We start from the raw sequence: 22,947 nt of genomic DNA, 5'->3' as shown, positions 1-22,947 counted from the left end.
AGGCGGAAGCCCTTCCCCCAGAAATCTGAAAACTCATCCCATAGAGCTTAAGCAGAGCTGGTCATCGATTGCGGCGAATTTTATTCGCTTTTTATTCGCCAAAAGCTCCTCCCTTGACGTATGCTTGCTGCGCAGAACAATCGGGAGGAGAAAGCTATGGATTTTCAGAAGGAACTGGTAGCGGAGTTTGATCGTGAGGTTGCAACGACACGGAAGATGCTGAACGCGATTCCGGAAGGAGCGGACCTTAGCTGGAAGGCGAATCCGAAGTCGATGACGCTGGGAAGATTGGCTTCGCACGTGGCGGAGATTCCGGGTGAGTGGGGACGGGAAACGCTGTCGAAAGATGGAATCGAGTACGATGGCGCGCCAGCGTGGACGGCAGGCAGCAAGGCGGAACTGTTGGAGCGATTCGACAAGGAGACGGCGGAGACACGGGCTCTGCTCGTAGGACTTGAGCTCGCGAAATGGGATGGGCAATGGACGATGAAGGCTGGCGATCAGACATGGATCAACTCGCCACGGCATGAGGTCTTCCGGACGTGGGTGATGAATCACCTGATTCATCATCGGTCGCAGCTTGGACGTGACCTGCGGACGCTGGGCGTGCCGATTCCAGGCTGCTATGGGCCATCCGTAGATGAGATGTGAGACGGGCTTTGGGCGGGGCGACGTAAGCTGATTCCATGCGGTTACGTTTGCCTAAGGTGTATCCCATTCTTGATTCATCGACAATCCCGGCTGGTCCGGAGCGAGAGGTATTTCTGGACCGGCTGGGAAAGGCGCTGGCGGATGCCGGTGTTGAGTTGCTGGAGTATCGCAATAAGCCAGGAAGCGATGCGGACGTGTATACGGACGCACGCGTGCTGCGTGCAGCGATGCCCGATACGAAGCTGGTGATGGATGATCGCGTGGACGTGGCGCTGGCGGCTGGTTTCAATGGCGTGCACGTCGATTTGGGTGATTTGCCGGTGGAGGTAGCGCGCAAGCTGATGGGACCTGGTGCGTTGATTGGGACTTCTGCCGGTGCTGAGGGTGTGAGCACGATCGCGGATTACGTGGCGTTTGGACCGGTGTTTCCGACGACGACGAAGCAGACGCCACTACAGCCGATTGGGATTGAAGGGGTGAGACGTTTTCGCGTGGCTGCCGGGCCGGACGTTGTGCTGGTAGCGGCAGCGGGAATTACGCTGGAGACAGCGCCGCATATTCTGAGTGCGGGGGCGGATGCGGTTGCAGTTTCGGCTGCGATCTTTCGTGCTGTTGATCCTGCTACAGAGTTTCGGCGTTGGCTGAAGCAACTCGGATAGATAGAAAGAAAGCACAAGACTTTTTGTTTCAATTCGGGTAAAACCAATCAAAGTGACCATCCCGACTACTTCTCCAGAACAGGAAGCGCCAACGCAAACGAAGCCGCAACTGGTGCCTACGCTCGGCCTGTTCAGCTCGACCGCAATCGTGGCTGGATCGATGATCGGCTCGGGCATTTTCCTGGTTGACGCCGATATCGGGCGCACGACGGATTCACCTGCGTTGTTTCTGGGTGCGTGGGTCGTGACGGCTGTACTGACGATGATCGGCGCGCTGAGCTATGGCGAGCTCGCTGCCATGATGCCCAAGGCAGGCGGACAGTATGTGTATCTGCGTGAATCGCTTGGGCCGCTGTGGGGATTTCTGTTTGGATGGACACTGTTTCTGGTGATTCAGACGGGAACGATTGCGGCGGTTGCTGTTGCGTTTGGCAAGTTTCTTGGTGTGTTCTTTCCGTCGATCTCTTCAACGCACTGGCTTTGGCATATTGCGCATGTACCAGCGGTTCAGGTGGGGCCGATGGTGCTGGGCAATATGGACATCGGCGTCAGCACGGCGAATCTTGTCGGCATCTGCGTTGTCTTTTTGTTGGCGTTTCTGAACATCTTCGGCATGAAGGTGGGAGCGCTGATCCAGAACATTTTTACCTCGGCGAAGGGATTGTCGCTGGCGGCGCTGGTGGTTCTGGGCTTTACCGTGGGCTTCAATAAGATCGCATGGGAGGCGAACTTCGGGGCGGGCTGGCACGCCTTCTGGCATAACGCGGGTTGGTCGACGCAGCACCCGGTACAAGTGGGTGTTGGCGGGCCGACGGTTTGGGTGAATCTGCTGGTGATTCTGGCAGTGGTTCAGGTGGGGTCGCTGTTTTCAGCGGATGCGTGGAACAACATCACATATACGGCCGGTGAGGTGAAGAATCCGAAGCGGAACATTCCGCTGTCGCTGATTCTTGGCACAGGGTTTGTGATTACGGTCTACATTCTGGCTTCGGCTGCTTACATTCTGGTGCTTCCGCTACATGGCGATCCGCATGGAACAACGGTGCTCGCGCGTGGCGTGCAGTATGCGTCTGAAGATCGCGTGGGCACGGCTGCGCTGCAGCAGATATTTGGGTCGGCTGGCGCATTTCTGATGGCTGGCGCGATTCTGGTTTCGACGTTTGGTTGCGCAAACGGACTGAGCCTGGCGGGGGCGCGCGTGTATTACGCGATGAGCCACGATGGGCTGTTCTTCAAGTCCGTGGGCAAACTGCATCCAAAATACAATACGCCGGCTGCGGGGCTGATTATTCAAGCGGTGTGGGCGGCATTGCTTTGTATTTCAGGGTCGTACGGACAACTGCTGGACTACATTATTTCGGCGGAGCTGATCTTTTACATTCTTACGATTGTGGGGTTGTTCGTGCTGCGTGCGAAGAGGCCGGATGAACCGAGGCCATACAAGGCGCTTGGATATCCGGTGCTGCCTGCCCTGTATATCGTGACGGCAGCATGGATCTGTATCGTATTATTTCGCTACAAGCCGCAATACACATGGCCGGGGTTGATTCTTGTCCTGTTGGGCATACCGGTGTATCTCTATTGGTCGCGCAGCGGCAAAACGCAAGCAGCAAGCTGAAATTTTTTGAAGAGGAAGGCCCTCGTACATGTCCCGATTGTTGCGAATTAAACCGTTGTCGATGCTCTCAGAAGAGGCGTCTGAGGAAGGCGAGCACTCGCTCAAACGTTCGCTGGGTGCGCTTAACCTGATTACGCTTGGTATCGGCGCGGTCATCGGCGCGGGTATTTTTACACTGACTGGCCAGGCAGCGGCACTCCGCGCGGGTCCGGCGGTGGCGTTGAGCTTTGTACTGGCGGGGTTTACGTGTGCGTTCGCAGGGCTTTGCTATGCGGAGTTCGCATCGATTATTCCGATTGCCGGCTCGGCTTACACCTATGGCTATGCGACGCTGGGCGAGCTGGTGGCGTGGATCATCGGCTGGGATCTGTGCCTGGAGTATGCGTTCGGCGCGGCTACGGTGGCCTCGGGATGGGCCGGTTATTTCAATAGCCTTCTCCAACAATTCCATATCTATTTGCCGCCGCAAATCACCGCTACCACTGGCACACCGCTGGTTTTCTATCACGACCAATGGATTCAGTTGATGTCGCTGCCGCCGGGAGTGAGCGATGTCGGACTGCCGCATGTGACGGGCGTGGTAAATCTGATTGCATTCTTAATTGTGTTGGTGATTACGACGATCCTTGTGATCGGCATTAAGGAATCGGCCAACTTCAACTCCGCTGTGGTCATCATCAAGGTGGCGATTGTCGGCGTCTTTTTGCTTGTCGGCGGATGGTTTCTCTTCAAGCATCCTGAAATTGCCAAGACCAACTGGACGCCGTTTGTGCCGCCTGCGGATGGGCACGGCAACTTCGGGTGGGGTGGTATTCCGACGGCTGCTGCTTCTATCTTCTTTGCTTATATCGGCTTCGATGCTGTATCGACGGCAGCGCAGGAAGCGAAGAATCCGAAGCGCGATATGCCGATCGGCATTCTTGGATCGCTGGTCGTTTGCACGATCCTCTACATTCTCGTGTCGCTGGTGCTGACGGGACTTGTGAGCTACAAGACGCTGAATGTTTCGGCTCCTGTGGCGCTGGCGATTGATGCGACCGGCGTAGGTTGGGGATCGCTGCTGGTGAAGGTGGGTGCTGTTTTCGGTCTGGCTACTGTGATGCTGGTGATGCTGCTCGGCCAGACACGCGTGTTCTATTCGATGTCGAAGGATGGGCTGCTGCCGAAATGGGCATCGGCTGTGCATCCGAAGTTCCGTACACCGTGGATCACGACGATCGTATTTGGTGCGTTTGCAGCGGTTATGCCTGCGTTCTTTAACATCGATGTGCTGTCGGAACTGGTGAACATTGGCACGTTGCTGGCGTTCACGATCGTCTGTGCAGGTGTCTGGATCTTGCGCGTACGGCATCCAAATATGGAACGACCTTTCAAGACTCCATTGGTGCCTCTGGTGCCGATTCTTGGCATTCTGTCGGCGGCATACCTCATGACCCGGCTGATGCTGTTTACATGGGCCGTTATGATCATCTGGCTGGTGATTGGCCTGGTGATCTACTTCACGTATTCGCTCAAGCACAGCAGGGTGCAGAAGCTTGCTGCGGCTGCGGAAGGGGACTGAGAAAGCCGATCTGTTGGGGAATAGAAAAGGCTCCCGATGCCGGGAGCCTTTCTTATTTTGAGTTGCGCGAATCCTTTTGAGTTGGGCGAATCCGCGAAGCTGCTTAACGAAAATTTTTACGCGGTGGCCTTGGTGCAAAGCTCGTCGAAGGCACGGACGAGTTCGCTGGCGATCTGCGGAGCAGTGCTGGATTCGATGATGTAGCGCTGCATCAGGTAGACAAGCTTACCGTCACGCAGGATGGCGATGGCCGGTGATGTGGGCGGCTGGCCTTCAAAGTAAGAGCGGGCGCGCTCGGTGGCTTCACGGTCCTGGCCGGCAAATACGGTGACGCTCTGGTCGGGAAGCGTAGAGTGGGTCAGCGCCATGCGGACGCCGGGACGCATTTTTCCGGCGGCGCATCCGCAGATGGAATTGACGACAAGCATGGTTGTGCCTGACTTGGCGAGGGCGGCGTCAACATCTTCCGCGGTACGTGCTTCCTGGATGCCTGCGCGGGTCAGTTCTTCGCGCATGGGAATGACCATAATTTCTGGATACATGGAACCTCCGGCAATCAATGCCTGTTGACTCAATTGTAACGGATGCGCGGTTTGGCCGCTTTGTTGTCCATACCGAAGTACCGAGGTGAATCAGGTGTTTTGCGGATCAACGGTCTTGAAGCCATAGGTTTCGTAGCGGAAGTCAATTTTGCCGTCGCGGAGGCTTACTACGGTGAAGCCTTCGGGGATACCCCAGCGGGTGCCATGCCACCAGTTGCCGCATACGGCTCCGCTGGTGATGTACTGAATGCCGCGAAAGCGGATGGTCTCGTTGATGTGGGTGTGGCCCTGGAGGACTGCAAGGGTGTTGTGCTGTTCGAGCAGCGGCAGCACCTGCCATGAATTGACTACGGAGAGTTGTGGATGGACGACTGTGGAAGCCGTGGTGACGCCAGAGCCTGAGTGCGCTTCCGGGGCAGCATATTGTCCTGCTGCGGTGATGAGCGGAACGTGGGTGGTAACGATGACCGGGGTTCCGTGGATGACGTTGCCGAGATCTTCCTTGAGCCATGCGAGCTGCGTGTCGTCGATGCGGGCGTCCCAGGAACGGTCGGGTGTGGGCTGGATTGAGTCGAGCACGACGAAGTGATAGCCCTTGTGATCGAAGGAGTAGTAAGTGGGTCCGACGCGCTCGATGAACATCTGCTTGCCGTAGCCATCGCTGCCGAGGGCGACTCCGCTCTTTTCAAAGATGCCGAAGTGGTCGTGATTGCCGATGGCGTGATGGACCTTGAGATCGAGTGCCTGCTCGGTGTGGTGGTAGAGATCAAAGAGGCTGTCGGCGCGTTTGCGGTCGACGGCGAGCGCGTCAAAGACGTGGTCGCCACCCTGGATGGCGAAGTCGGCTGGTATAGCGGCGGCTTTGCGGAAAGCCATGGAGCAGCCGTGTGCTGCGTCGAGTTCGGGCTCGATGTGGGTGTCGGTGAGGAAGATGAAATTGAATGAACCTGGGGGTGTGGCAAGAGCGGACTGTTCGGCAAAAGCTGTGCCGGTGGCGAGAGCGCCTGCGGTCAGAGCACTGGAAGCGAGGAATTCGCGGCGATTCAGGATGCTCATAGCGCGGATGGTAACACGGGTGGATGAAAGCGGCATGGTTACCCATGTTGAGGGTGTCCGGTGATGTAGCCTTACGGGGATGGAGATGCGGGAGAACGTAGCGCTAGCGCCTTACACAACCTTCGGGATCGGTGGTCCGGCGCGGTGGTTTGTGGAAGCTGAAGATGAAGACACGATCTGTGACGCGGTAATGTGGGCGCGAGACCGCAGTATGCCGGTATTTGTGCTCGGCGGCGGGAGCAATCTGCTGGTTTCAGATGCAGGTTTTGCGGGGATGGTGCTGCATATTGCTTTGAAGGGCGTTGCGTCGGCAGATCAAGGAGAGGAACGCATCTATCGTGTCGCGGCGGGAGAGAACTGGAACGGGTTTGTGCAACGTACGGTGAGCGATGGCTGTGCCGGGATTGAGTGTCTTGCTGGGATTCCGGGAACTGTGGGTGGAACGCCGGTACAGAACGTCGGCGCTTATGGGCAAGAGGTTGCCGAGACGATTGAGCGGGTGCGCGTGCTCGATCTCGAAACGATGCGCGGTATAGAGATGACGAACGCGGACTGCCGGTTTGCGTATCGCAGCAGCCTGTTCAACACAACGGCGAAGGGGCAGTTCCTGGTGACCCGCGTGGACTACAGGCTGAAGCGTGGTGGGAGGCCAAGCTTGAAATATGCCGACGTGCGTAAAGCGTTTGCTGCGGATGCCGAGCCGAGCCTCGCGGAGGTTGCAGCGAAGGTGCGTGAGATTCGACAGTCGAAAGGGATGTTGCTGGTGGAGGGTGATCCGGATTGCCGGAGTGCTGGCAGTTTCTTCAAGAACCCAGTGATTTCAAAGGAGTATTTTGCCGATCTTACGCAAAAGCTTGGTGTGGGGGCGACGCGTTATCCGGCAGGCGAGGGACAGGTGAAGCTGCCTGCAGCGTGGCTGATTGAGCATGCTGGTTTTGCAAAGGGGTTCTCGCTGAGTGAGTCGGCGCGGGTGACGATTTCGACCAAGCATACGCTGGCGCTTGTGAATCGCGGCGGAGCCACCGCGACGGATGTGCTGGAGCTTCGCGATGTGCTGGTGGCCGGAGTGAAGGCGCACTTTGGGATTGTGCTCGAGATGGAGCCGATTCTGGTGGGCTTCTAAGTTAGTTCGACTGACTCATTTGCAGGCGTGAGAGAAGACGGTTGCGCTCAGCGGCGAGCACATCGGCTGCGGGACCGAGTGCAGTGATGCGGCCTTCCTGCATGAGCGCGACTTCGGCATCGGTGGTGAGTGCGTCAATGACATCATGCGTGACGAGGATGGTTTGGATCTTGTGCTCGGCGAGCCATGTGCGCAGGCGGGAGAGGATGGCATCGCGGGCATCACTGCCAACGGCGGAGAGTGGCTCATCGAGTAAGAGCAAACGCGGCTGTGGGGCCAATGCGCGCGCCAAAGCTATACGCTGAGATTCACCGCCTGAGAGCGCGTGGACTGGGCGGTGACTCAGATCATTGGCTCCGACAAGCGCAAGTGTAGATTCGATGCGTTGACTGCACTCGGTGCTTGTGAGATTCGTGATGCCGTAACCAATATTCTCAGCGACAGAGATATGCGGGAAGAGTGCGGGGCGTTGTGTGACTAGACCGCAGCGCGATGGGCCGGGCTTGATGTGGCGATTTGATGCGGTATCTGTGAGTAGCTGATCGTCAAGTACGATACGTGCCTGATCTGGGTGGTCGAGGCCGGCGATGAGACGCAGGATTGTGCTCTTGCCAGCTCCAGACGGACCGAAGAGAACGGTCCATGGAGAGACGAGACGGCAGCTTGCTGCAAGTGCGAACTGGCCGCGATGCGCTTTGATGTCGAGCTCAAGCACGGCTGTCCTCGCTTTCGCGCGATGCCGTGCCGGAGCCGAAAAGATGAGGGCGCGCATAGACGGCAACGAGGGCAAGGACGCAGAAGAGGACGAGTACCGCGGCGGTGCGATTTGCTGCGGCGTAGTCGAAGCCCTCGACCTGATTGAAGAGAGCGATGGATAGCGTGCGGGTGGCTCCGGGAATGTCGCCGCCCAGCATGAGGACGACGCCGAATTCGCCGAGCGTGTGGAGGAAGCTCAGAACGGCCGCGGTGAGGATGGAGCGGCCTGCGAGGGGTATCCAGATCGTGCGGATCAAGCGAATCGGGTTTGCGCCGAGAAGACGCGCTGCATCGGTGAATCCCGGATCGATAGCTGAGAATCCGGCGACGATGGGTTGAAGCGCGAACGGGAAGCTGTAGATGACTGAGCCTACGACGAGTCCGGCGAAGGAGAAAGCTAGTGGATGGCCGAGGAGAACGACGAAGAAACGTCCGAATGCTGTACGTGGCCCGAGCAAGACAAGAAGGTAGAAACCGAGGACCGTGGGCGGCAGAACGAGCGGCAGACCGGAGATGGATTCAATCAGGACACGCCAACGGGAACGGCTGAGCGTAATCCACGCAGCAAGGGGAATCGCGATCAGAAGCAGGATCGCGGTGGTGAGTGAAGCGAGCTTGAGGGTGAGGAAAAAGGCTTGCCAGTCCATGAGAAGTGCTGGCTTTAGTTCACTGGTGTTAGGCCGCTTTTGGCAAGCTCCTGCTGAATGGGCGGCGAAAGAAGGAATTCCAGGAAGCGGCGCGCATTGGCTTGCTGGGTCGATTTAGTGACGATAGCCGCGCCCTGTTCGATAGGTGGATAGAGATTAGACGGGACGACCCAGAAGCTGCCGATCGAGGAAAGGTGAGCGATGCGGGCGGAGGTCATGGAGATGAGGCCAGCGTCGGCATTACCGGATTCTGCAAACTGCGCGGTCTGGGCGATGTTTTCGGCTGTAGCAAATTTAGGGCGCAGTGCGTCGAGCAGATGCAGGCTGGTGAGGGTAGCGATGGCGGCACGTCCGTAAGGCGCGCGGTCGGGGTTGGCGATCGCCAGGCGCTTGAGGTTTGGATTGGTCAGCGTAGCCTGCGACGGGTGAGCGAAGGCGGAATCATTGCGGGTCCAGAGGACGAGTGCGCCGTGTGCATAGGGTGTGGGTGAGGCTGGGTCGCGCAAACCCTTGGCGGCTCCGGCGTCGATGAGACGCTTGGGGTAGCTGAGATCCGCGGAGAGGAAAAGATCGAAGGGCGCGCCGTTCTGGATCTGGGTAGTGAGAGCGGCAGATGCCTGATAAGTGGCCTGGACGTCGATGCCTGTGGATTGATGGAAACGGTCGAGGACAGGCGGAAGCACCGGCTGGAGGTCTGCGGCAGCGGCGATGCGCAGCGGTTCCTGCTGGGCGAAGGCTGCTGCATGCAGTGACCAGAAGATGCAGAGAGCGGCGAGGAGAAATCTGGGACGGGGAAAGCGAGGTTGGAGTTTCACATCGGTTCTCCATCTCGATTTTAAACAGAAGGATGGAGGCAGCGTGGATCTTCCACTGGGCTTTCATGGGAAGTTCGTGATGGGCTGGTAGGCTAGGACATGAGATGAACGACAATTTACATCAGTTGCGCTGCTGCGGATGCGGCGTGCGCATTCGCAGGGAGCAGGCCGGCTCGATCTTTCGCTGCAAGGATTGCGGCGATCTGTTTGAAGTGGAGTATCCGGGATGGGATCTGGCTGCGGGAAGCGCTTCGCGCGGCACGGATCGCCCGAATGCGGGGGCATTGCGCTGGGTATGGCGTGAACGGAGAGCGTCTTCGGAGTTGCTGGATCACTCCGGTGTGTGGCGTTTTCGCGAGCTGCTGCCGATTCTGGACAGCTTTGGCAATGCAGTAACTCTGCGTGAGGGGAACACTCCGCTGTATCACCTGACGCGGACAGCGCGGTCGTTGGGCATCGATCAACTGTTTGCCAAGCATCAAGGGATGAATCCTACAGGGTCGTTCAAGGATACGGGCATGACCTCGGCGCTGAGTGTTGCCAAGGAGCGCAGCTACAAGTGGGTTGCTTGCGCCTCGACGGGCAATACATCGGCTGCGATGGCAGCGTATGCGGCGCGTGCGGGACTGCGGAGCCTGGTGCTGATTCCGCAGGGAAAGATTGCGTGGGGCAAGCTATCGCAATCGATGGATTACGGCGCGGTCACCTGCCAGCTCAATACGGACTTTGATGGCTGCATGAAGGTTCTGTCAACGATCGTGCAGCAAGCTCCGGTGTATCTGCTGAATTCGGTGAATCCGTACCGGCTAGAGGGGCAGAAAACGCCCGCGCTAGAGATTGCGGAGTACTTCGACTGGAGTGTGCCGGAGCACATCATTGTGCCGGGTGGCAATCTGGCGAATAGTTCGGCGCTGGGCAAGGGATTTCGTGAGATGAAGGCTCTGGGGTTGATCTCGCGGTTGCCGAAGATTTCGATCGTTCAGGCGGAAGGCGCGAATCCGCTGGTGCGCAGTTTTGCGCAGAGCGGGGGCAAGTCGATTGAACCGGTAGCTGCGAATACGCGAGCGACTGCGATCCGGATTGGAAATCCAGCGTCTTGGCGCAAGGCTGTTCGAGTGATCGAGGAAACCGGCGGTTGGTGCCTGGATGTGACCGAAGGCGAGATTGCCGTGGCCAAGGCCGAGCTGGGTTTGGAAGGCATTGGTTGCGAGCCGGCTTCGGCGGTGACGCTGGCAGGACTGAAGAAGCTAAAGGCCGCGGGGCATGTGGAGGCTTCCGATACGGTGGTGCTGTTGCTGACGGGACATACGTTGAAGGATGCCGATTACACGATCGGTTTCCATCGAGGCACACTGTTGGAACCGGAGGAAGCTGCGCAGGTAGCGGGTGAAATGGCCGGTTTGCGCCGGGATGCTGTTGAGGTTGAGGCGACTCCGGATGCGGTGTTGAATGCGCTGGGCGAGATTGAGGGCAGGTGGGATTCGTGAGTTCGTTGCATCTGCGCCTGCCGGCAACTTCGGCAAATCTGGGAGCTGCTTTCGATACCGCTGCGATTGCCTTAACTGCTTATTTGTCTATAGAGGCAGAGGCGGCCGATGTCTTTCGGATTGAAGCGTCGGGACGCAATCCGGAGCAGTGCGGGCAGATTGAGAACAACCTCATCTTCGAGACGTATAAGAGTCTGATGACGCGCGAAGGCAAGATACCGGTACCATTGGCGATCCGGATGGAGAACGGCATTCCGCTTGGGATGGGCATGGGCTCTTCTGCTGCGGGACGGCTGGCTGCGATTGCTATGGCTACGCACTTTGGCGGATTGGGCTGGAGCAGTGAGCGGATTCTGGCGGAAGCGTGTGCGCTCGAAGGGCATCCGGATAACGCGGCGGCATGCTGGCTTGGTGGGTTGGTGGTGGCGTCGGAGTTTGGCGGTGGACTCCATTATGTGCGAGTGGAAGCGCCAAAAGCATGGAAGGCCCTGGTGGTGCTGCCGGGAAAACCTCTCGCTACAAGCGAAGCCAGAGCTGTGCTGCCGGAACAGTATTCGCGCGCCGATGTTGTGGCGAATGTGCAGGCTGCTTCGCTGCTGGGACTGGCATTTGCGCAGGCGCGGGCGGACTTATTACCGGCCGCGATGGCCGACCGGGTACACCAGCCTTACCGGGCTTCGATCTGCGCGTTATTGCCGAAACTGTTGCCGCTGGCAGGGAGAGGCGGAATTCATGGAGTTGCGCTGAGTGGGGCTGGGCCTGCGGTGATCTTGGTTATTGATGCGGCGGCTGAGCCGGAAGCACGGGAAACTCTGAAAGCAGCGCTCATGGGCGAAGAGGCCGAGGTTTTAGCTGTCAACTTTGCACTATCTGGTGGGGGATTTGAATAGACGAGATTGCCGAAAGTTCGGTTTACAAGGGACTTTCAAAGATCTCTGCGAGGCATTCGAAATAAAGGAGTTTTGGGCGAATAGATACCCCGTTGGTGATTACTTTGAGCATTACCTAAGATTGCTTGCAATGCACTTAGATAGAACCTAGATTCACGGTGTGGGCAGTTCTGGGGGAGGGCTGCTCTAGCGCCCGTGGTTCCTGTATAGGATCCGGGCGCTTTTAATTTTGTGTAGAAAATCCCGCTCGCGTTCTGTCTCACGATACATACCAGAAACCGGCGGCACGGTGCCGAAAAGGTACCGGTGCGACTTTCGGAGATCATTTGCATCTTAAAGAGTGGCAAGTGCGGTTAGACTGACTAGAGGGAACTGAAGTGTCAGAACCGCGAGGAGACAAATGGCCGGAAACGCAATTTTTGAAGTAAGCGATGCAACGTTCGATCAGGAAGTGCTCAAGTCGGAGCAGCCAGTGCTGGTCGATTTCTGGGCAGTATGGTGCGGACCCTGCCGTGCGATTGCTCCGATTGTGGAAGAAGTGGCCAGTGCTTATGCCGGCAAGCTGAAGGTTGCGAAGATGGATGTAGACCGCAACGGCGCTACGCCTTCGCGCTATGGCATTCGCGGTATTCCCGCGTTACTGCTGTTCAAGGACGGTAAAGTCGCCGACCAGATCGTAGGATATGTCCCACGCGAAGTGATCGAGGAGAAGGTCAATCGCGTAGTCTCGCTTGCTGGCGTCAATTAAGTAATCGAAGATCGGATGGGTTAAGGGCTGGAGATCATCTCCGGCCCTTAGTGTTTTTGCGCGATTTTGGCCTGATGTGGAGAAGTTCCACGAGCCTATCTATAACGCCGCAGCACGCCCAGTACACGCCCTTGAATCGAGACCTGGCTGGCTGGGACGAAGATGGGGTCCATTTCCAGGTTTGCAGGCTGCAGGCGCACCTGGCTACCTTCCAGATAGAAACGCTTCAGCGTGGTCTCTGCGCCACGCACGAGAGCAACAACAATCTCCCCCTGGCGCGCGGTTCGCGTGCGCTCGACCAAGACATAATCGCCATTAACAATGTGCTCATCGCGCATGGAGTCTCCGCGAACTTCGAGCGCGAAGACATCTTTGTTGCCCACGACATCGTGCAGCGAAATGCTCTCGGAGTTTTCTGCGGCTTCGACAGGCAGGCCTGCTGCGATGCGGCCCATCAGCGGTAGCCGGTCACTGGTTCGAGTTCGCGTGCCCGCCGGAACCACATCGATGGAGCGGCTGCGGTTGTGAACCCGGTCTAACAGGCCCTTTCGCTCAAGATTTGAGATGTGTTTGTGCACAGTCGCGAGGGACTTAAGCTCAAGACCGCGTGCGATCTCCTCGAAAGAAGGCGAATAACCGTTGCTGGTAACGAACGCTTCAAGGAAATCGAGTACCTCTTTTTGTCTTCGCGTGACAGCCATGGGCGGATTATAGCGAAATAAAGGCGAAGCGGCCAAGAAAAATCTTCGCTGTCCTTTCCCTAGTTAACGGTGCAGGTTGAATAGGGTTGCGCATTGGATTTTCTTCAGAGTGTCCCGGGATCGGTCGCTTTTCGGGAATCTGTCTGAGCTTCTCCCAATCCTGGAAAGAGCTGTGCGTGATGCCGGTTTTTTGCTTGAGCCATGCTGCGTGTTCAGGTGACTGTGTGGATGTAGCCGCCGCATGACCTTCAGCAACGGTTGGATGGCGGGACGTTGAGCGCATAGGAAGCGGGCGTGGAGAGTGGCAGGATGAAAGTTCTAGTCGTGGAAGATGATCTGGCTCTGGTGAAGTTTCTTTCCCGCGGTATGGAGGCGGATGGGCATCGGGTAAGCCGCGCGGAGGACGGGGGGGTGGCAATGCTGGCGCTGCAGCGCGAAATGCCGGATCTCGCGATTCTGGATCTGAATCTGCCAGTGCTGGATGGAGAGCAGGTGCTTGGCCATCTGCGCAGGATGGATTCGAATCTTCCGGTGCTGGTGCTGACTGGGCGGCAGGAGGTAGAAACGCGTATTCGCTGTTTTGATCTTGGCGCCGACGATCTGATGGTGAAGCCGTTCAGCCTGCATGAACTGCGCGCACGTTGCCGGGCACTGCTGCGGCGCAAGCGAGAGACGAAGCTTACACTGCGCGCGGGCGACCTGGAACTCGACCGGCTGGATCATGCTGTGCGGCGTGCGGGTAACGCGATTTCCCTGACTAACAAAGAATTTGCCCTGTTGGAGCATCTGATGCTGAATCGCGGGCACTGTGTTTCACGTGTCGAGCTGCTGGATGCTGTATGGCATATGGAGCCGGCGCAGACGACGAACATCGTGGGAACCGATCTCGATGGAGATAACGGCAACGCCGGCAATATTTTTGCCGCGCCTACACACGTAGCCGGCAGTGCTGCCGCCATGCATGTGGTGATGACAGACCCCAATAAAATAGCCGCCGCCGGGCTGGGAGATGGGACAGGAGACGATTCGAATGCGGTGACAGCTGCGAACCTTGGCTCGCAGAACATCATCAACGGTGAGACGCCCACGAATTTCTACGCGAATCTTGTCAGCACCCTAGGTGCAACGGTTTCGCAGACGACGACCGAAAGCCAGGCACTGAGCGCGTCGGTGACACAGCTTCAGACGCAGGTCAGTTCTCTTTCGAGCGTGAGCCTCGATGAAGAGGCAAGCAACCTGGAACAGTTTCAACGGGCATATCAAGCTGCGTCGCAGACGTTCACCATCCTGAACACTGTGTATGCCTCAGCGTTGAACCTTGGTGTAGAGACGGCTGTGTCGTGAAAGCGCAAGTCGATTCTGAAGAGACGGAGACAACATGCGAGTCGATCCCTTTTATGTGTACAACCTGAGCGGAGCTCTGGATCAGGCGCAGGCTACTCAGGAGAATCTGAGCCAGGAGCTTTCGAGCGGGCTGCGGGTGAACTCGATTGGGCAAGATCCTGTCGCATCGGCGGAGAATGTGCAATTTCTCAACAGTATCCAGCAGGATGACTCGTTTACGCAGACGGCAAGCCTGACCACGGGCATGCTTCAAGTGACGGATTCCGCACTGGGCAGTGTCGTAACGCAACTGACGCAGGCATTGTCGCTGGCTACAGAAGCGAATAACGGTACGTTGAACTCGAGCGATCTGCAATCGGTGTCCAACGAACTGGCGGGTATTCGCGATGAGGTGGTGTCGCTGGCGAATACGAGCTATCAGGGCGTGTACATCTTCGCAGGCGGCCAGAGCTCGACCAGTCCGTTTTCGTTGAACAGTTCGACGACGCCAGCAACAGTGACGTACAGCGGCGACTCGGATGTGAATACGCTTCAGACTCCGAATGGTCAGTCAATTCAACTGAATCTGCCGGGTAATCAGGTCTTTCTTTCTTCGACGGCCAATGTGCTGGGTACCTTGAACAATTTAGTAGCCGATTACGCCAATGGCGGTTCGGGCAGCGGTGTTTCGGACACCTCGGCATTGAATGATGCAATCAATTACCTCAGCCAGCAGCGTGTGACGATCGATAATTCAATCACACGTCTCAAGAATGCTTCAAGCGCGATTACAGATCAGCAAACGCAATTGACAACGGTGCAGACTAACCTGATGCAAGCAGATGTTGCTCAGGTTTCATCGCAGCTCTCGTTATCCGAGTCGCAGCAAACGGCTTTGATTAACGTGATAGCCGCGCTGGGACAGGGAAGTCTCTTCGACAAGCTATAGCATTCGGACACATCGCTTCTTTCGCTGCATCCAGCACTCCCTTTGCCCGATATACTCAGGACAAAGGGAGTTTCCTGTGTTTGCCTCGATACGATTTCTCTGGAACGCCACGCGTGGCGCGCGTCTGACGCCATGGAAGAGTGAGTTTCTGAAGTGGCGGATCGAGACCTATTCCGGCAAGAAAGCCGAGGTGCTTACCGCACGGGATGTTTTTGCATTCATGTGGGATTCGCGCAAGGAACTCCTTAGCTTTCTGGCATGGACCGGTCAACTGGAGCGAGCTGTGAAGCGCAGCCGCTAATTGGCTCAGGAGGCAAAGGAGACAGATGTCCCGTCTTCTGTGGACACGCAGGCGATTCAGCCGGATGGCGGCAGCGGCTGCTTTGTGCCCGCCTCTTCTCGCCGAGCGCCGGTTCGCCCCTGCTTCGGGGCCGGATGTGAATGGCCCAAATTCACTGCGAGCGCATGGTGCTGCCGCGGGAGTCCTTACAGGTTGCGCCGTTGTGCCGGAATTGCTGGATTTTGATCAAGGCAACGCAAGCCCGGACGCCGAGGCTTATACCCGAACCGTCGCGGAGCAGGCCGGAATTCTTGTCGCGGAGAACGCGATGAAGTGGTCGAGTTTACGACCGACTGCATCCACCTACAACTTCACCCCTGCCGATAAGCTGTTTGCCTTTGCCGCCGCATATCAACAGCAGGTACGCGGACATAACCTTTGCTGGCATGAGCAATTGCCGGCGTGGTTTTCTTCTGTGGCGACGAAGGATAATGCGGCATCTCTGCTGACGCAGCATATTCAAACTGTAGCTGGACGATACGCAGGCCGGGTGCATAGCTGGGATGTAGTGAATGAAGCGGTGTACCTGCAGGATAGCCGTCCGGATGGTTTGCGCAACTCGCCGTGGCTGCAATTGATCGGGCCATCATACATTGAGTTGGCGTTTACCGCCGCGGCCAAGGCCGATCCACATGCAAAGCTGACTTACAACGATTACGACATTGAGCTCGATACTCCGGAGCAGACAGCGAAGCGCGGGCAGGTGCTGCTGCTGGTGCGGCGGCTGGTGGCGCGCGGTATTCCGATTCAAGCCATCGGCATTCAGAGCCATCTGCAGGCAACCGGCCCTAAACCAGGTTCGGGTCTTCTTAGCCTGATTCGTGAGGTCGCTAAGCTGGGGCTTGAGGTCTACATCACAGAGATGGATGTGAATACCCACCAGCTCGAAGGCGGTTCCGATGTGCAGGACGCAGCAGTTGCCGAGGTCTACAAGAGCTATCTGGGAATGGTGTTGGCAGAGCCCAATGTGAAGGCCTTTCTTACCTGGGGCATTACGGATGCGCACACATGGCTGAACCAGATCCGGCAGCCTTGGACAATCCGGCCAGATGGATCACGCCAGCGGCCACTGCCCTTTGACGACGAGTATCGTCCAACGCCGGCGTTTTTCGCCATTCGCAGCGCGATCGACACGGCGCGACGGCCTGTTTCGCAGCCGAGCTCTAATGCGCCGCAGCAACCTGTCTCTGACCCTTATGCTCCGTTTGCTGTGCCGGGTAGTCCGGGAACAGCTCCTCAGCCTCGTCCTGACGGGACACCGAAGCCAGACGCATAATGCCGGATGTTGCCTAAGCGACCTGTTCAGTGGCAAGAGTCGTCTAATCTTCTTGAATAGAAGCAATTCGATGGAATGCGGGAGAGTGCATGGTTCGCTGGGTTGGGGCGACTGGCCCCACAGGTAGGTTCGGACGATACCGATTGCTCATATTGACTGTCGTTACCGTTGGGGTGAGTATTTTTCAGGCGAGAGCCCAGGAATTGCCTCCACCTGAGCCACCCAAGGCGCTGCCGTCGCCGGACGGTGGCCAGACGGTGCTGCACGCGACCACTAACGTCGTTCTCGTTCCGACGCTGGTAGAAAAAGACCATGGCGATGTAGTTTACGGATTAAAGCCGACGGATTTTGAGCTTACCGATAACGGCGTTCCACAGAAACTGCATGTGGAAGAAGACATGGATACCGCTCCAGTGGCGTTGGTGGTAGCAGTCGAGCAGGGGCGGATGGCAGGGCTGGAATTCGACAAAATAGCCAAACTTGGGCCGCTGCTCGATCTTTTTCTAGGGGATGGAAAGAGTGAAGCGGCGCTTGTGGGATTTGATTCCAAGCCGCATCTGGTCCGAGATTTCACCCAATCCGAGGCGGATCTGACGGACGATCTTCGCCATTTCGACCCCGGCGATGGAGGAGATGCGATTCTGGACACCATCAGCTACGCGGTCGATATTTTACGGACCCAGCCCAAGGAATACCGGCGAGTTCTGCTGCTAATCAGTGAACCGCGCGAACACGGCGGCAGCCACATACGGCCCGAGAAACTGGTGCAACGGATCGGCCTGAGTGACGTGCTGGTGTTGAGCCTGACATTTTCGCCGTCGCGGGCGGAATTCCTTCATGATGTGAAAGATAGCGGCGATCAGCGCACCATGAGCCTCATCAGTACGCTGCTGATGGTGACGCAGGCGCTTAAGAAAAATATCCCTAAAGAGATTGCCCTGATGAGTGGTGGGGAGTACGCGCCTTTTACTCGGGATAAGGGATTTGAGGACCGGATCGACGAGATGTCCAAGCATGTCCGGAACCGTTACATGCTGAGTTTTACGCCTACGGACCCAACTCCGGGGCTGCACACGCTTCACGTACGGCTCACGCAGGACTATGGCGCGCATGTTGTTGCGCGTGAAAACTACTGGGCAGCCGGAGATCAATAGGGGAAAGATGCGATATTGGCGGACAGTTCCACGGGTAACCAGGTTTTTACGGCTTGCTCAATCCATGGTAAGCTTAAGCCAGACATTGAGATGGATTGAGGAGTAACAAGAAAGCTGTGTTGGCATCTGCAACGAAAACAGAACTGATTGAACGCTTCCGCACGCATGATTCTGACACCGGTTCGCCGGAAGTTCAGATTGCGATTCTGAGTACACGCATTGGCGAGTTGACCGAGCACTTCAAGACCCACAAGAAGGATCACGCTTCTCGTCGTGGACTTCTGATGCTGGTCAGCAAGCGTCGCCGTCTGCTGGACTATCTGAAGGCGCATGATGCGGATCGTTACCGCGACGTAATCGGCAAGTTGGGCATCCGCAAGTAAGCGAAGAACACCCCGAGCCCACATTGCCCAGGAATCGCCTAGACCGAAACGTGGTCAGGGCCGCGAGTTCGTACAGATTCGCGGGCCTCGTCCTATCTGTCGCACGGCGAAAAGAGAATGATATGAAACCAGGACCTGCGGCGAGACTGACACCTTGCGCAGGTCCTTGGTGTGTTCAGGCATATTCGTCGACGCGCCCGTTTGAGCGCGCGGCGAAGGCTTCGTTCTCCTGCGTTATGGCCCGGTTCCCACAAGTTTCCACGAAGAGACGATGCAAAGAGAGAGGACTCTATGAAGCATGAAGTAGCAGTCGAATTGACCGGTGGTAAGCGCCTGGTCTTTGAAACCGGCCGTATGGCCAAGCAGGCCTCGGGCGCAGCGCTGGTTACGCTCGGAGACAGTGTTGTGCTGTCCACCGCCGTTGCCTCGCCCGATCCGAAAGAGGGAATCGATTTCTTTCCTCTGACCGTCGATTATCGCGAGTACGCCTATGCAGGCGGACGCATTCCCGGTGGATTCATCAAGCGTGAAGGCCGCCCAAGCGAAAAAGAAATCCTCACCTCCCGCCAGATTGACCGCCCCATCCGTCCACTCTTTCCCGATGGATTCCGCAACGAAACTCAGGTGATTGCGCTGGTCTTCTCCGCGGATAAAGAGAATGATCCGGACGTGGTTTCGATCAACGCCGCAGCCGCTGCCTTGGCGCTTTCGGATATCCCGTTTAGCGCAACAGTTGGCGCGGTGCGCGTGGGCCGCGTGAATGGCGAGTTCGTGATTAATCCGACCTACACCGAGCGCGCAGGCAGCACGATGAACATCATGGTTGTCGGCCACAAAGACGGCATCGTGATGATCGAGAGTGGCGCCAAGGAAGAGACGGAAGAAAACATCCTCGCCGCCATCGAGTTTGCGCACGAAGAGATCAAGAAGATCATCGTTGCGATCGACGAGCTGGTGTCGAAGGCCGGCAAAAAGAAGCGTGTATTCACCGCTCCTGTCGAAGATGCCGAGTATTACAACCAGCTCTTTGCTAAGATCGGTGACCGGTTGAAGGATGCGCTCGACACCAAAACGCATTCAAAGATAGAGAGCTACGACCTCATCAAGCAGATCAAGACAGAGCTTGCAGCGGAACTCCCGGCTGACGATCCGAATGCGAAGAAGAAGCTAAACCAGTATTACGAATTGCTGCGCGAGCGCATCTTCCGTGAGCAGGTAACGAAGGATCGCATTCGTCCCGATCGCCGTCAGTTTGACGAAATTCGCCCCATCAGCATCGAGAGCAGTGTGCTGCCCCGCACGCACGGTTCGGCGCTCTTTACCCGTGGTGAGACGCAGGCGCTGGTGACTGCTACGCTCGGCACCACCGACGACTCTCAGCGCATGGAGAGCTTCGAAGGCGAGCAGAAGAAGGGCTTCATGCTCCACTACAACTTCCCACCGTTCTCGGTTGGCGAAGTGGGCCGCATGACCGGTGTAGGCCGCCGCGAAGTTGGCCACGGCGCACTGGCCGAGCGCGCCATCTCTGCCGTGCTTCCGAATCCGGATGAGTCCCCGTACACGATCCGCATCGTCTCCGACATTCTCGAGTCCAACGGCTCTTCTTCGATGGCTTCGGTTTGCGGCGCAAGCCTTGCGCTCTTCGATGCAGGCATTCCGCTCAAGGGTGCAGTTGCCGGAGTGGCGATGGGCCTGGTGAAGGAAGGCGATGATTATGCGATTCTGACCGACATTGCAGGAGCGGAAGACCACTACGGCGATATGGACTTCAAGGTTGCCGGGACCCGCAAAGGCATCACCGCTCTCCAGATGGACATCAAGATCGGCGGCCTGACGCGCCAGATTCTATCCGAAGCCATGGAGCAGGCCCGCAAGGGACGGCTCTTCCTGCTCGACAAGATGGATGCCGAGCTGGATGGACCACGTGTGGAGCGCTCGAAGTACGCGCCGCAGATCAAGACGGTGCACATTCCCACAGACAAGATCCGCGATCTCATCGGACCCGGCGGCAAAACGATTCGCGGCATCATCGAGCAGACCGGCGTCAAGATCGATGTGGACGATACAGGCCGCGTCAATGTGGCTTCAAGCGATGCCGATGGTCTGAACCAGGCGCTCGCCATCATCAACAACCTCACCGCAGTGCCGGAAGTCGGTAAGACCTACCTCGGCAAGGTGGTTCGCCTCGCAGAGTTCGGTGCGTTCGTCGAGCTCTTTCCCGGAACCGACGGCCTGCTGCATATCTCCGAGATTGCAGAGCATCGCGTCAAGGATGTGAAGGACGAACTGCGCGAAGGCGATCAGGTGATGGTGAAGGTGCTCGCAATCGAGGGCAACCGCATCAAGCTCAGCCGCAAGGCGCTGATTAAGGAGCAGAAGGCGAAGCTCGGCATTGTCGATGCTCCCGCTGCACCGCAGGGCGATGCTCCTGCGCAGCCCAAGCCACGCATCGAGCGTCCGCGCAATGAGTTTGACGAGCGTCAGCCGACTTCGAACGCCAGCACGATTTTGATCGAGGGTGGCGATGATTTCGAGGAGTCAGAGGAGTTCGACGAAGAGAATGAGCCGAACTTCAACGTGGCGGATCCTGGATCTTCGCAGAATCCCGGTCCTTCTGGACTCGGTGGACAGGGCGGTGGCCGGCCAGGTGGTGGTGGCAATCGCCGTCGCCGTCGCCGCGGACGCCCTGGTCCGGGCGGCGGTGGTCGCGGACCCAGTTCCGGCAATTAAACCTGCCTCATGCAGAAAAGCCAAAAGGCCGTCTTCGGACGGCCTTTTACTGTGTGCAAGAAATCAGGGATTGTTTCTTAAACTGCCATGGTCTGCGATGAAAGGCCCTCGCCCATGCGCTCACGAGTGATGTTCACAACATCCTTTCGATCCTGCTTCGCCTGATACATACGCATATCGGCTTCAATGCAGAGGGAGTCAGCATCCGAAGCATCGGTAGGGAAAACCGCAATACCGATGCTTGCGCCCACTCGCACAGGTGTACCGGACAGCAGGATGGGCTCGCGCAAAATGCGCACCAGCGATTCCGCAACAAGCTCCGCGTCGCCGCGGCTTGACGGCTCTTCGAGGATGATGGAGAACTCGTCGCCTCCGGTTCGTGCGACGGTGTCGGAACGGCGTACACGACGTTGGAGTAGCGAAGCGATCTGTTGCAGCAGCAGATCGCCGTAGTGATGGCCATGATTGTCGTTGATGGCTTTGAAGCCGTCCAGATCGACCTGCATCAATGCCAGTGTGGTTGCCGATCGGCGTGTGCGCTCCATCGCGCTGTTGAGGCGATCCTGAAAGAGGCGGCGGTTTGCCAGCCCTGTTAGGTCGTCGTGCAGGGCGAGATACTGCGAGCGTTCGATCTGTTTTTCGAGCATCAGCAGAAGCATGCCGATCGCAACGACATACTTGGGCAGGTTCCAGATCTCGTTTTCGATCTTCAGGTTCGGCAGGTAATGCTCAGAGATCGGGGCAATTATGAAGACCAGGGACCAGGCGAAAAATCCGCAGACCGTGATGGCCGAACCAGTAGTGCTGACCTTATGCGTGTACCAAAAATAGAGGCAGCAACTGAAGTACACAACAAAGAGAATGGCATCGATGCACAGGTCGAGATTGCCATGCGATTGCCGCCGGAGCACAAGCAATTCCGCGCCCAGAGCAAACTGGATACCAACGGTTAGCCATCGCAGTGCATGCTGTGAATAACGCAGATAGTAGAGTGCGACGGATAGCGGCGCAAGCCCGATTGCAAGCGCGGTCGCGTCTAGAAGCCAGTTGGGTGGCGCGAAGGGGAGTGTTGCGAGAATGCAGTAAAAAGACATCGACCCGGCAGTCACGGATGCCAGCTTGCGGCTGTTGATGCGCGTTTCCGAGGGAACTGTCGCCCACATGAAGCAGACGCCCGCTACGATCAACGTGGTTAGGCCGATTGCAGTGCTAATGACTCCGGGTATGCCGTTGAGGTTCGCAAATAGAAAGGCTAAAAAGTGGAGCGCGATCAGGAACCAACCAGCAAGCCATAGCTGGTGTTGTGGCATTCGGTGTCGGTGTGAGATAGAAAAGAAGGCGGACGCCAGGCAGGTAACGGCCAAGATGTCCGGGATTTTCGACCAATCCATGGGCCCTCCTGACGGATCTTACCGCCGAGCGGCAAGAGTGCATGCCGGCAATGTTCAGATCACGTGGCTAAGGTATCGCGATCTCCCCGTCGATCACGACAAAATACCTTTTAGTTACAGAGAATCGCTTACTTTCAATCCTTACAA

Annotated in this window: 22 protein-coding genes; 15 read left to right on the top strand and 7 right to left on the bottom strand. The window is 57.3% G+C overall.

Annotated elements, in window-relative coordinates; genetic code table 11:
* The first annotated feature begins 156 nt into the window (after positions 1-156).
* The 4 genes from OHL22_RS19955 to OHL22_RS19940 are packed head-to-tail and all read left to right on the top strand — an operon-like array spanning position 157 to position 4,489.
* Positions 157-651: a DinB family protein gene (locus tag OHL22_RS19955; protein WP_263341307.1), complete on the top strand. Its 495-nt coding sequence runs from the start codon at positions 157-159 to the stop codon at positions 649-651.
* A gap of 35 nt (positions 652-686) precedes the next feature.
* Entirely contained in the window at positions 687-1,310 is a 624-nt protein-coding gene (locus tag OHL22_RS19950; protein WP_263341305.1) for a thiamine phosphate synthase, read from the top strand.
* Positions 1,311-1,362: 52 nt separating this feature from the next.
* A complete protein-coding gene (locus OHL22_RS19945; protein ID WP_263341303.1) occupies positions 1,363-2,928 on the top strand; it encodes an APC family permease in 1,566 nt (521 codons plus the stop codon).
* 28 nt (positions 2,929-2,956) lie between these two features.
* Positions 2,957-4,489, top strand: coding sequence for an amino acid permease (locus OHL22_RS19940; RefSeq protein ID WP_263341302.1), 1,533 nt, complete (start codon positions 2,957-2,959; stop codon positions 4,487-4,489).
* 116 nt (positions 4,490-4,605) lie between these two features.
* On the opposite strand, the gene OHL22_RS19935 is transcribed toward OHL22_RS19940, so the two are convergent.
* Together OHL22_RS19935 and OHL22_RS19930 are read right to left on the bottom strand one after the other, a co-directional pair.
* Positions 4,606-5,031, bottom strand: a complete 426-nt coding sequence (locus tag OHL22_RS19935) for a BrxA/BrxB family bacilliredoxin (RefSeq protein WP_263341300.1) — start codon at positions 5,029-5,031, stop codon at positions 4,606-4,608.
* A 90-nt stretch (positions 5,032-5,121) separates the two neighbouring features.
* Positions 5,122-6,087, bottom strand: a complete 966-nt coding sequence (locus OHL22_RS19930) for a metallophosphoesterase family protein (RefSeq protein ID WP_263341298.1) — start codon at positions 6,085-6,087, stop codon at positions 5,122-5,124.
* 85 nt (positions 6,088-6,172) lie between these two features.
* On the opposite strand from OHL22_RS19930, the gene OHL22_RS19925 reads away from it, so the two are divergent.
* A complete protein-coding gene (locus OHL22_RS19925; RefSeq protein ID WP_263341296.1) occupies positions 6,173-7,210 on the top strand; it encodes a UDP-N-acetylmuramate dehydrogenase in 1,038 nt (345 codons plus the stop codon).
* 1 nt (position 7,211) lies between these two features.
* Here the strand turns inward: OHL22_RS19925 and OHL22_RS19920 are convergent, their stop codons facing one another.
* From OHL22_RS19920 to modA, 3 genes are read right to left on the bottom strand one after another with little or no spacing between them, the layout of a single operon-like run.
* Positions 7,212-7,925: an ABC transporter ATP-binding protein gene (locus tag OHL22_RS19920; RefSeq protein ID WP_263341295.1), complete on the bottom strand. Its 714-nt coding sequence runs from the start codon at positions 7,923-7,925 to the stop codon at positions 7,212-7,214.
* Complete coding sequence (gene modB / locus OHL22_RS19915; RefSeq protein WP_263341293.1) at positions 7,918-8,613, bottom strand: molybdate ABC transporter permease subunit; 696 nt, start codon at positions 8,611-8,613, stop codon at positions 7,918-7,920. The genes OHL22_RS19920 and modB overlap by 8 nt, the downstream gene beginning before the upstream one ends.
* Positions 8,614-8,627: 14 nt before the next feature.
* Positions 8,628-9,428 carry a molybdate ABC transporter substrate-binding protein gene (gene modA, locus OHL22_RS19910; RefSeq protein WP_263341292.1) on the bottom strand — a complete coding sequence of 267 codons (801 nt, stop codon included), beginning with the start codon at positions 9,426-9,428 and terminating at the stop codon, positions 8,628-8,630.
* A 104-nt stretch (positions 9,429-9,532) separates the two neighbouring features.
* Here modA and thrC point away from each other — a divergent pair, with 104 nt between their 5' ends.
* The 3 genes from thrC to trxA all read left to right on the top strand — a co-directional run bounded on the left by thrC (position 9,533) and on the right by trxA (position 12,553).
* Positions 9,533-10,915 carry a threonine synthase gene (gene thrC, locus OHL22_RS19905; RefSeq protein ID WP_263341291.1) on the top strand — a complete coding sequence of 461 codons (1,383 nt, stop codon included), beginning with the start codon at positions 9,533-9,535 and terminating at the stop codon, positions 10,913-10,915.
* On the top strand, positions 10,912-11,805 hold the full coding sequence (gene thrB / locus OHL22_RS19900; RefSeq protein ID WP_263341290.1) for a homoserine kinase: 894 nt from the start codon (positions 10,912-10,914) through the stop codon (positions 11,803-11,805). Before thrC ends, thrB begins: the two co-directional genes overlap by 4 nt.
* Positions 11,806-12,205: 400 nt before the next feature.
* Positions 12,206-12,553, top strand: a complete 348-nt coding sequence (gene trxA / locus OHL22_RS19895; RefSeq protein WP_263341288.1) for a thioredoxin — start codon at positions 12,206-12,208, stop codon at positions 12,551-12,553.
* Positions 12,554-12,648: 95 nt separating this feature from the next.
* Here trxA and lexA read toward each other — a convergent pair whose 3' ends face one another.
* A complete protein-coding gene (gene lexA / locus OHL22_RS19890; RefSeq protein WP_263341285.1) occupies positions 12,649-13,254 on the bottom strand; it encodes a transcriptional repressor LexA in 606 nt (201 codons plus the stop codon).
* Positions 13,255-13,563: 309 nt separating this feature from the next.
* On the opposite strand from lexA, the gene OHL22_RS19885 reads away from it, so the two are divergent.
* The 7 genes from OHL22_RS19885 to pnp all read left to right on the top strand — a co-directional run bounded on the left by OHL22_RS19885 (position 13,564) and on the right by pnp (position 21,409).
* The gene (locus tag OHL22_RS19885) at positions 13,564-14,598 is read left to right on the top strand and encodes a response regulator (RefSeq protein ID WP_263341283.1); all 1,035 of its coding nucleotides are present in this window, start codon (positions 13,564-13,566) and stop codon (positions 14,596-14,598) included.
* A 34-nt stretch (positions 14,599-14,632) separates the two neighbouring features.
* Entirely contained in the window at positions 14,633-15,526 is an 894-nt protein-coding gene (flgL, locus tag OHL22_RS19880) for a flagellar hook-associated protein FlgL (RefSeq protein WP_263341282.1), read from the top strand.
* A 76-nt stretch (positions 15,527-15,602) separates the two neighbouring features.
* Positions 15,603-15,827 (top strand): hypothetical protein, encoded by a 225-nt coding sequence (locus OHL22_RS19875; RefSeq protein WP_263341280.1) that lies wholly within the window; start codon positions 15,603-15,605, stop codon positions 15,825-15,827.
* A 25-nt stretch (positions 15,828-15,852) separates the two neighbouring features.
* Positions 15,853-17,142 carry an endo-1,4-beta-xylanase gene (locus OHL22_RS19870; RefSeq protein ID WP_263341278.1) on the top strand — a complete coding sequence of 430 codons (1,290 nt, stop codon included), beginning with the start codon at positions 15,853-15,855 and terminating at the stop codon, positions 17,140-17,142.
* Positions 17,143-17,231: 89 nt separating this feature from the next.
* Complete coding sequence (locus OHL22_RS19865; protein WP_263341277.1) at positions 17,232-18,296, top strand: VWA domain-containing protein; 1,065 nt, start codon at positions 17,232-17,234, stop codon at positions 18,294-18,296.
* Between the two features lie 116 nt (positions 18,297-18,412).
* On the top strand, positions 18,413-18,679 hold the full coding sequence (gene rpsO / locus OHL22_RS19860; protein ID WP_263341275.1) for a 30S ribosomal protein S15: 267 nt from the start codon (positions 18,413-18,415) through the stop codon (positions 18,677-18,679).
* A gap of 291 nt (positions 18,680-18,970) precedes the next feature.
* Positions 18,971-21,409, top strand: coding sequence for a polyribonucleotide nucleotidyltransferase (pnp, locus tag OHL22_RS19855; protein WP_263341274.1), 2,439 nt, complete (start codon positions 18,971-18,973; stop codon positions 21,407-21,409).
* Between the two features lie 77 nt (positions 21,410-21,486).
* Here the strand turns inward: pnp and OHL22_RS19850 are convergent, their stop codons facing one another.
* Positions 21,487-22,800, bottom strand: a complete 1,314-nt coding sequence (locus OHL22_RS19850; protein ID WP_263341273.1) for a GGDEF domain-containing protein — start codon at positions 22,798-22,800, stop codon at positions 21,487-21,489.
* Between the last annotated feature and the right edge of the window lie 147 nt (positions 22,801-22,947).

This window comes from Acidicapsa dinghuensis (assembly GCF_025685685.1).
GTDB classification, from domain to species: domain Bacteria; phylum Acidobacteriota; class Terriglobia; order Terriglobales; family Acidobacteriaceae; genus Acidicapsa; species Acidicapsa dinghuensis.
The sequence above is the reverse complement of the archived record's forward strand: the minus strand, read 5'-3'. Positions and strand labels throughout refer to the sequence as shown.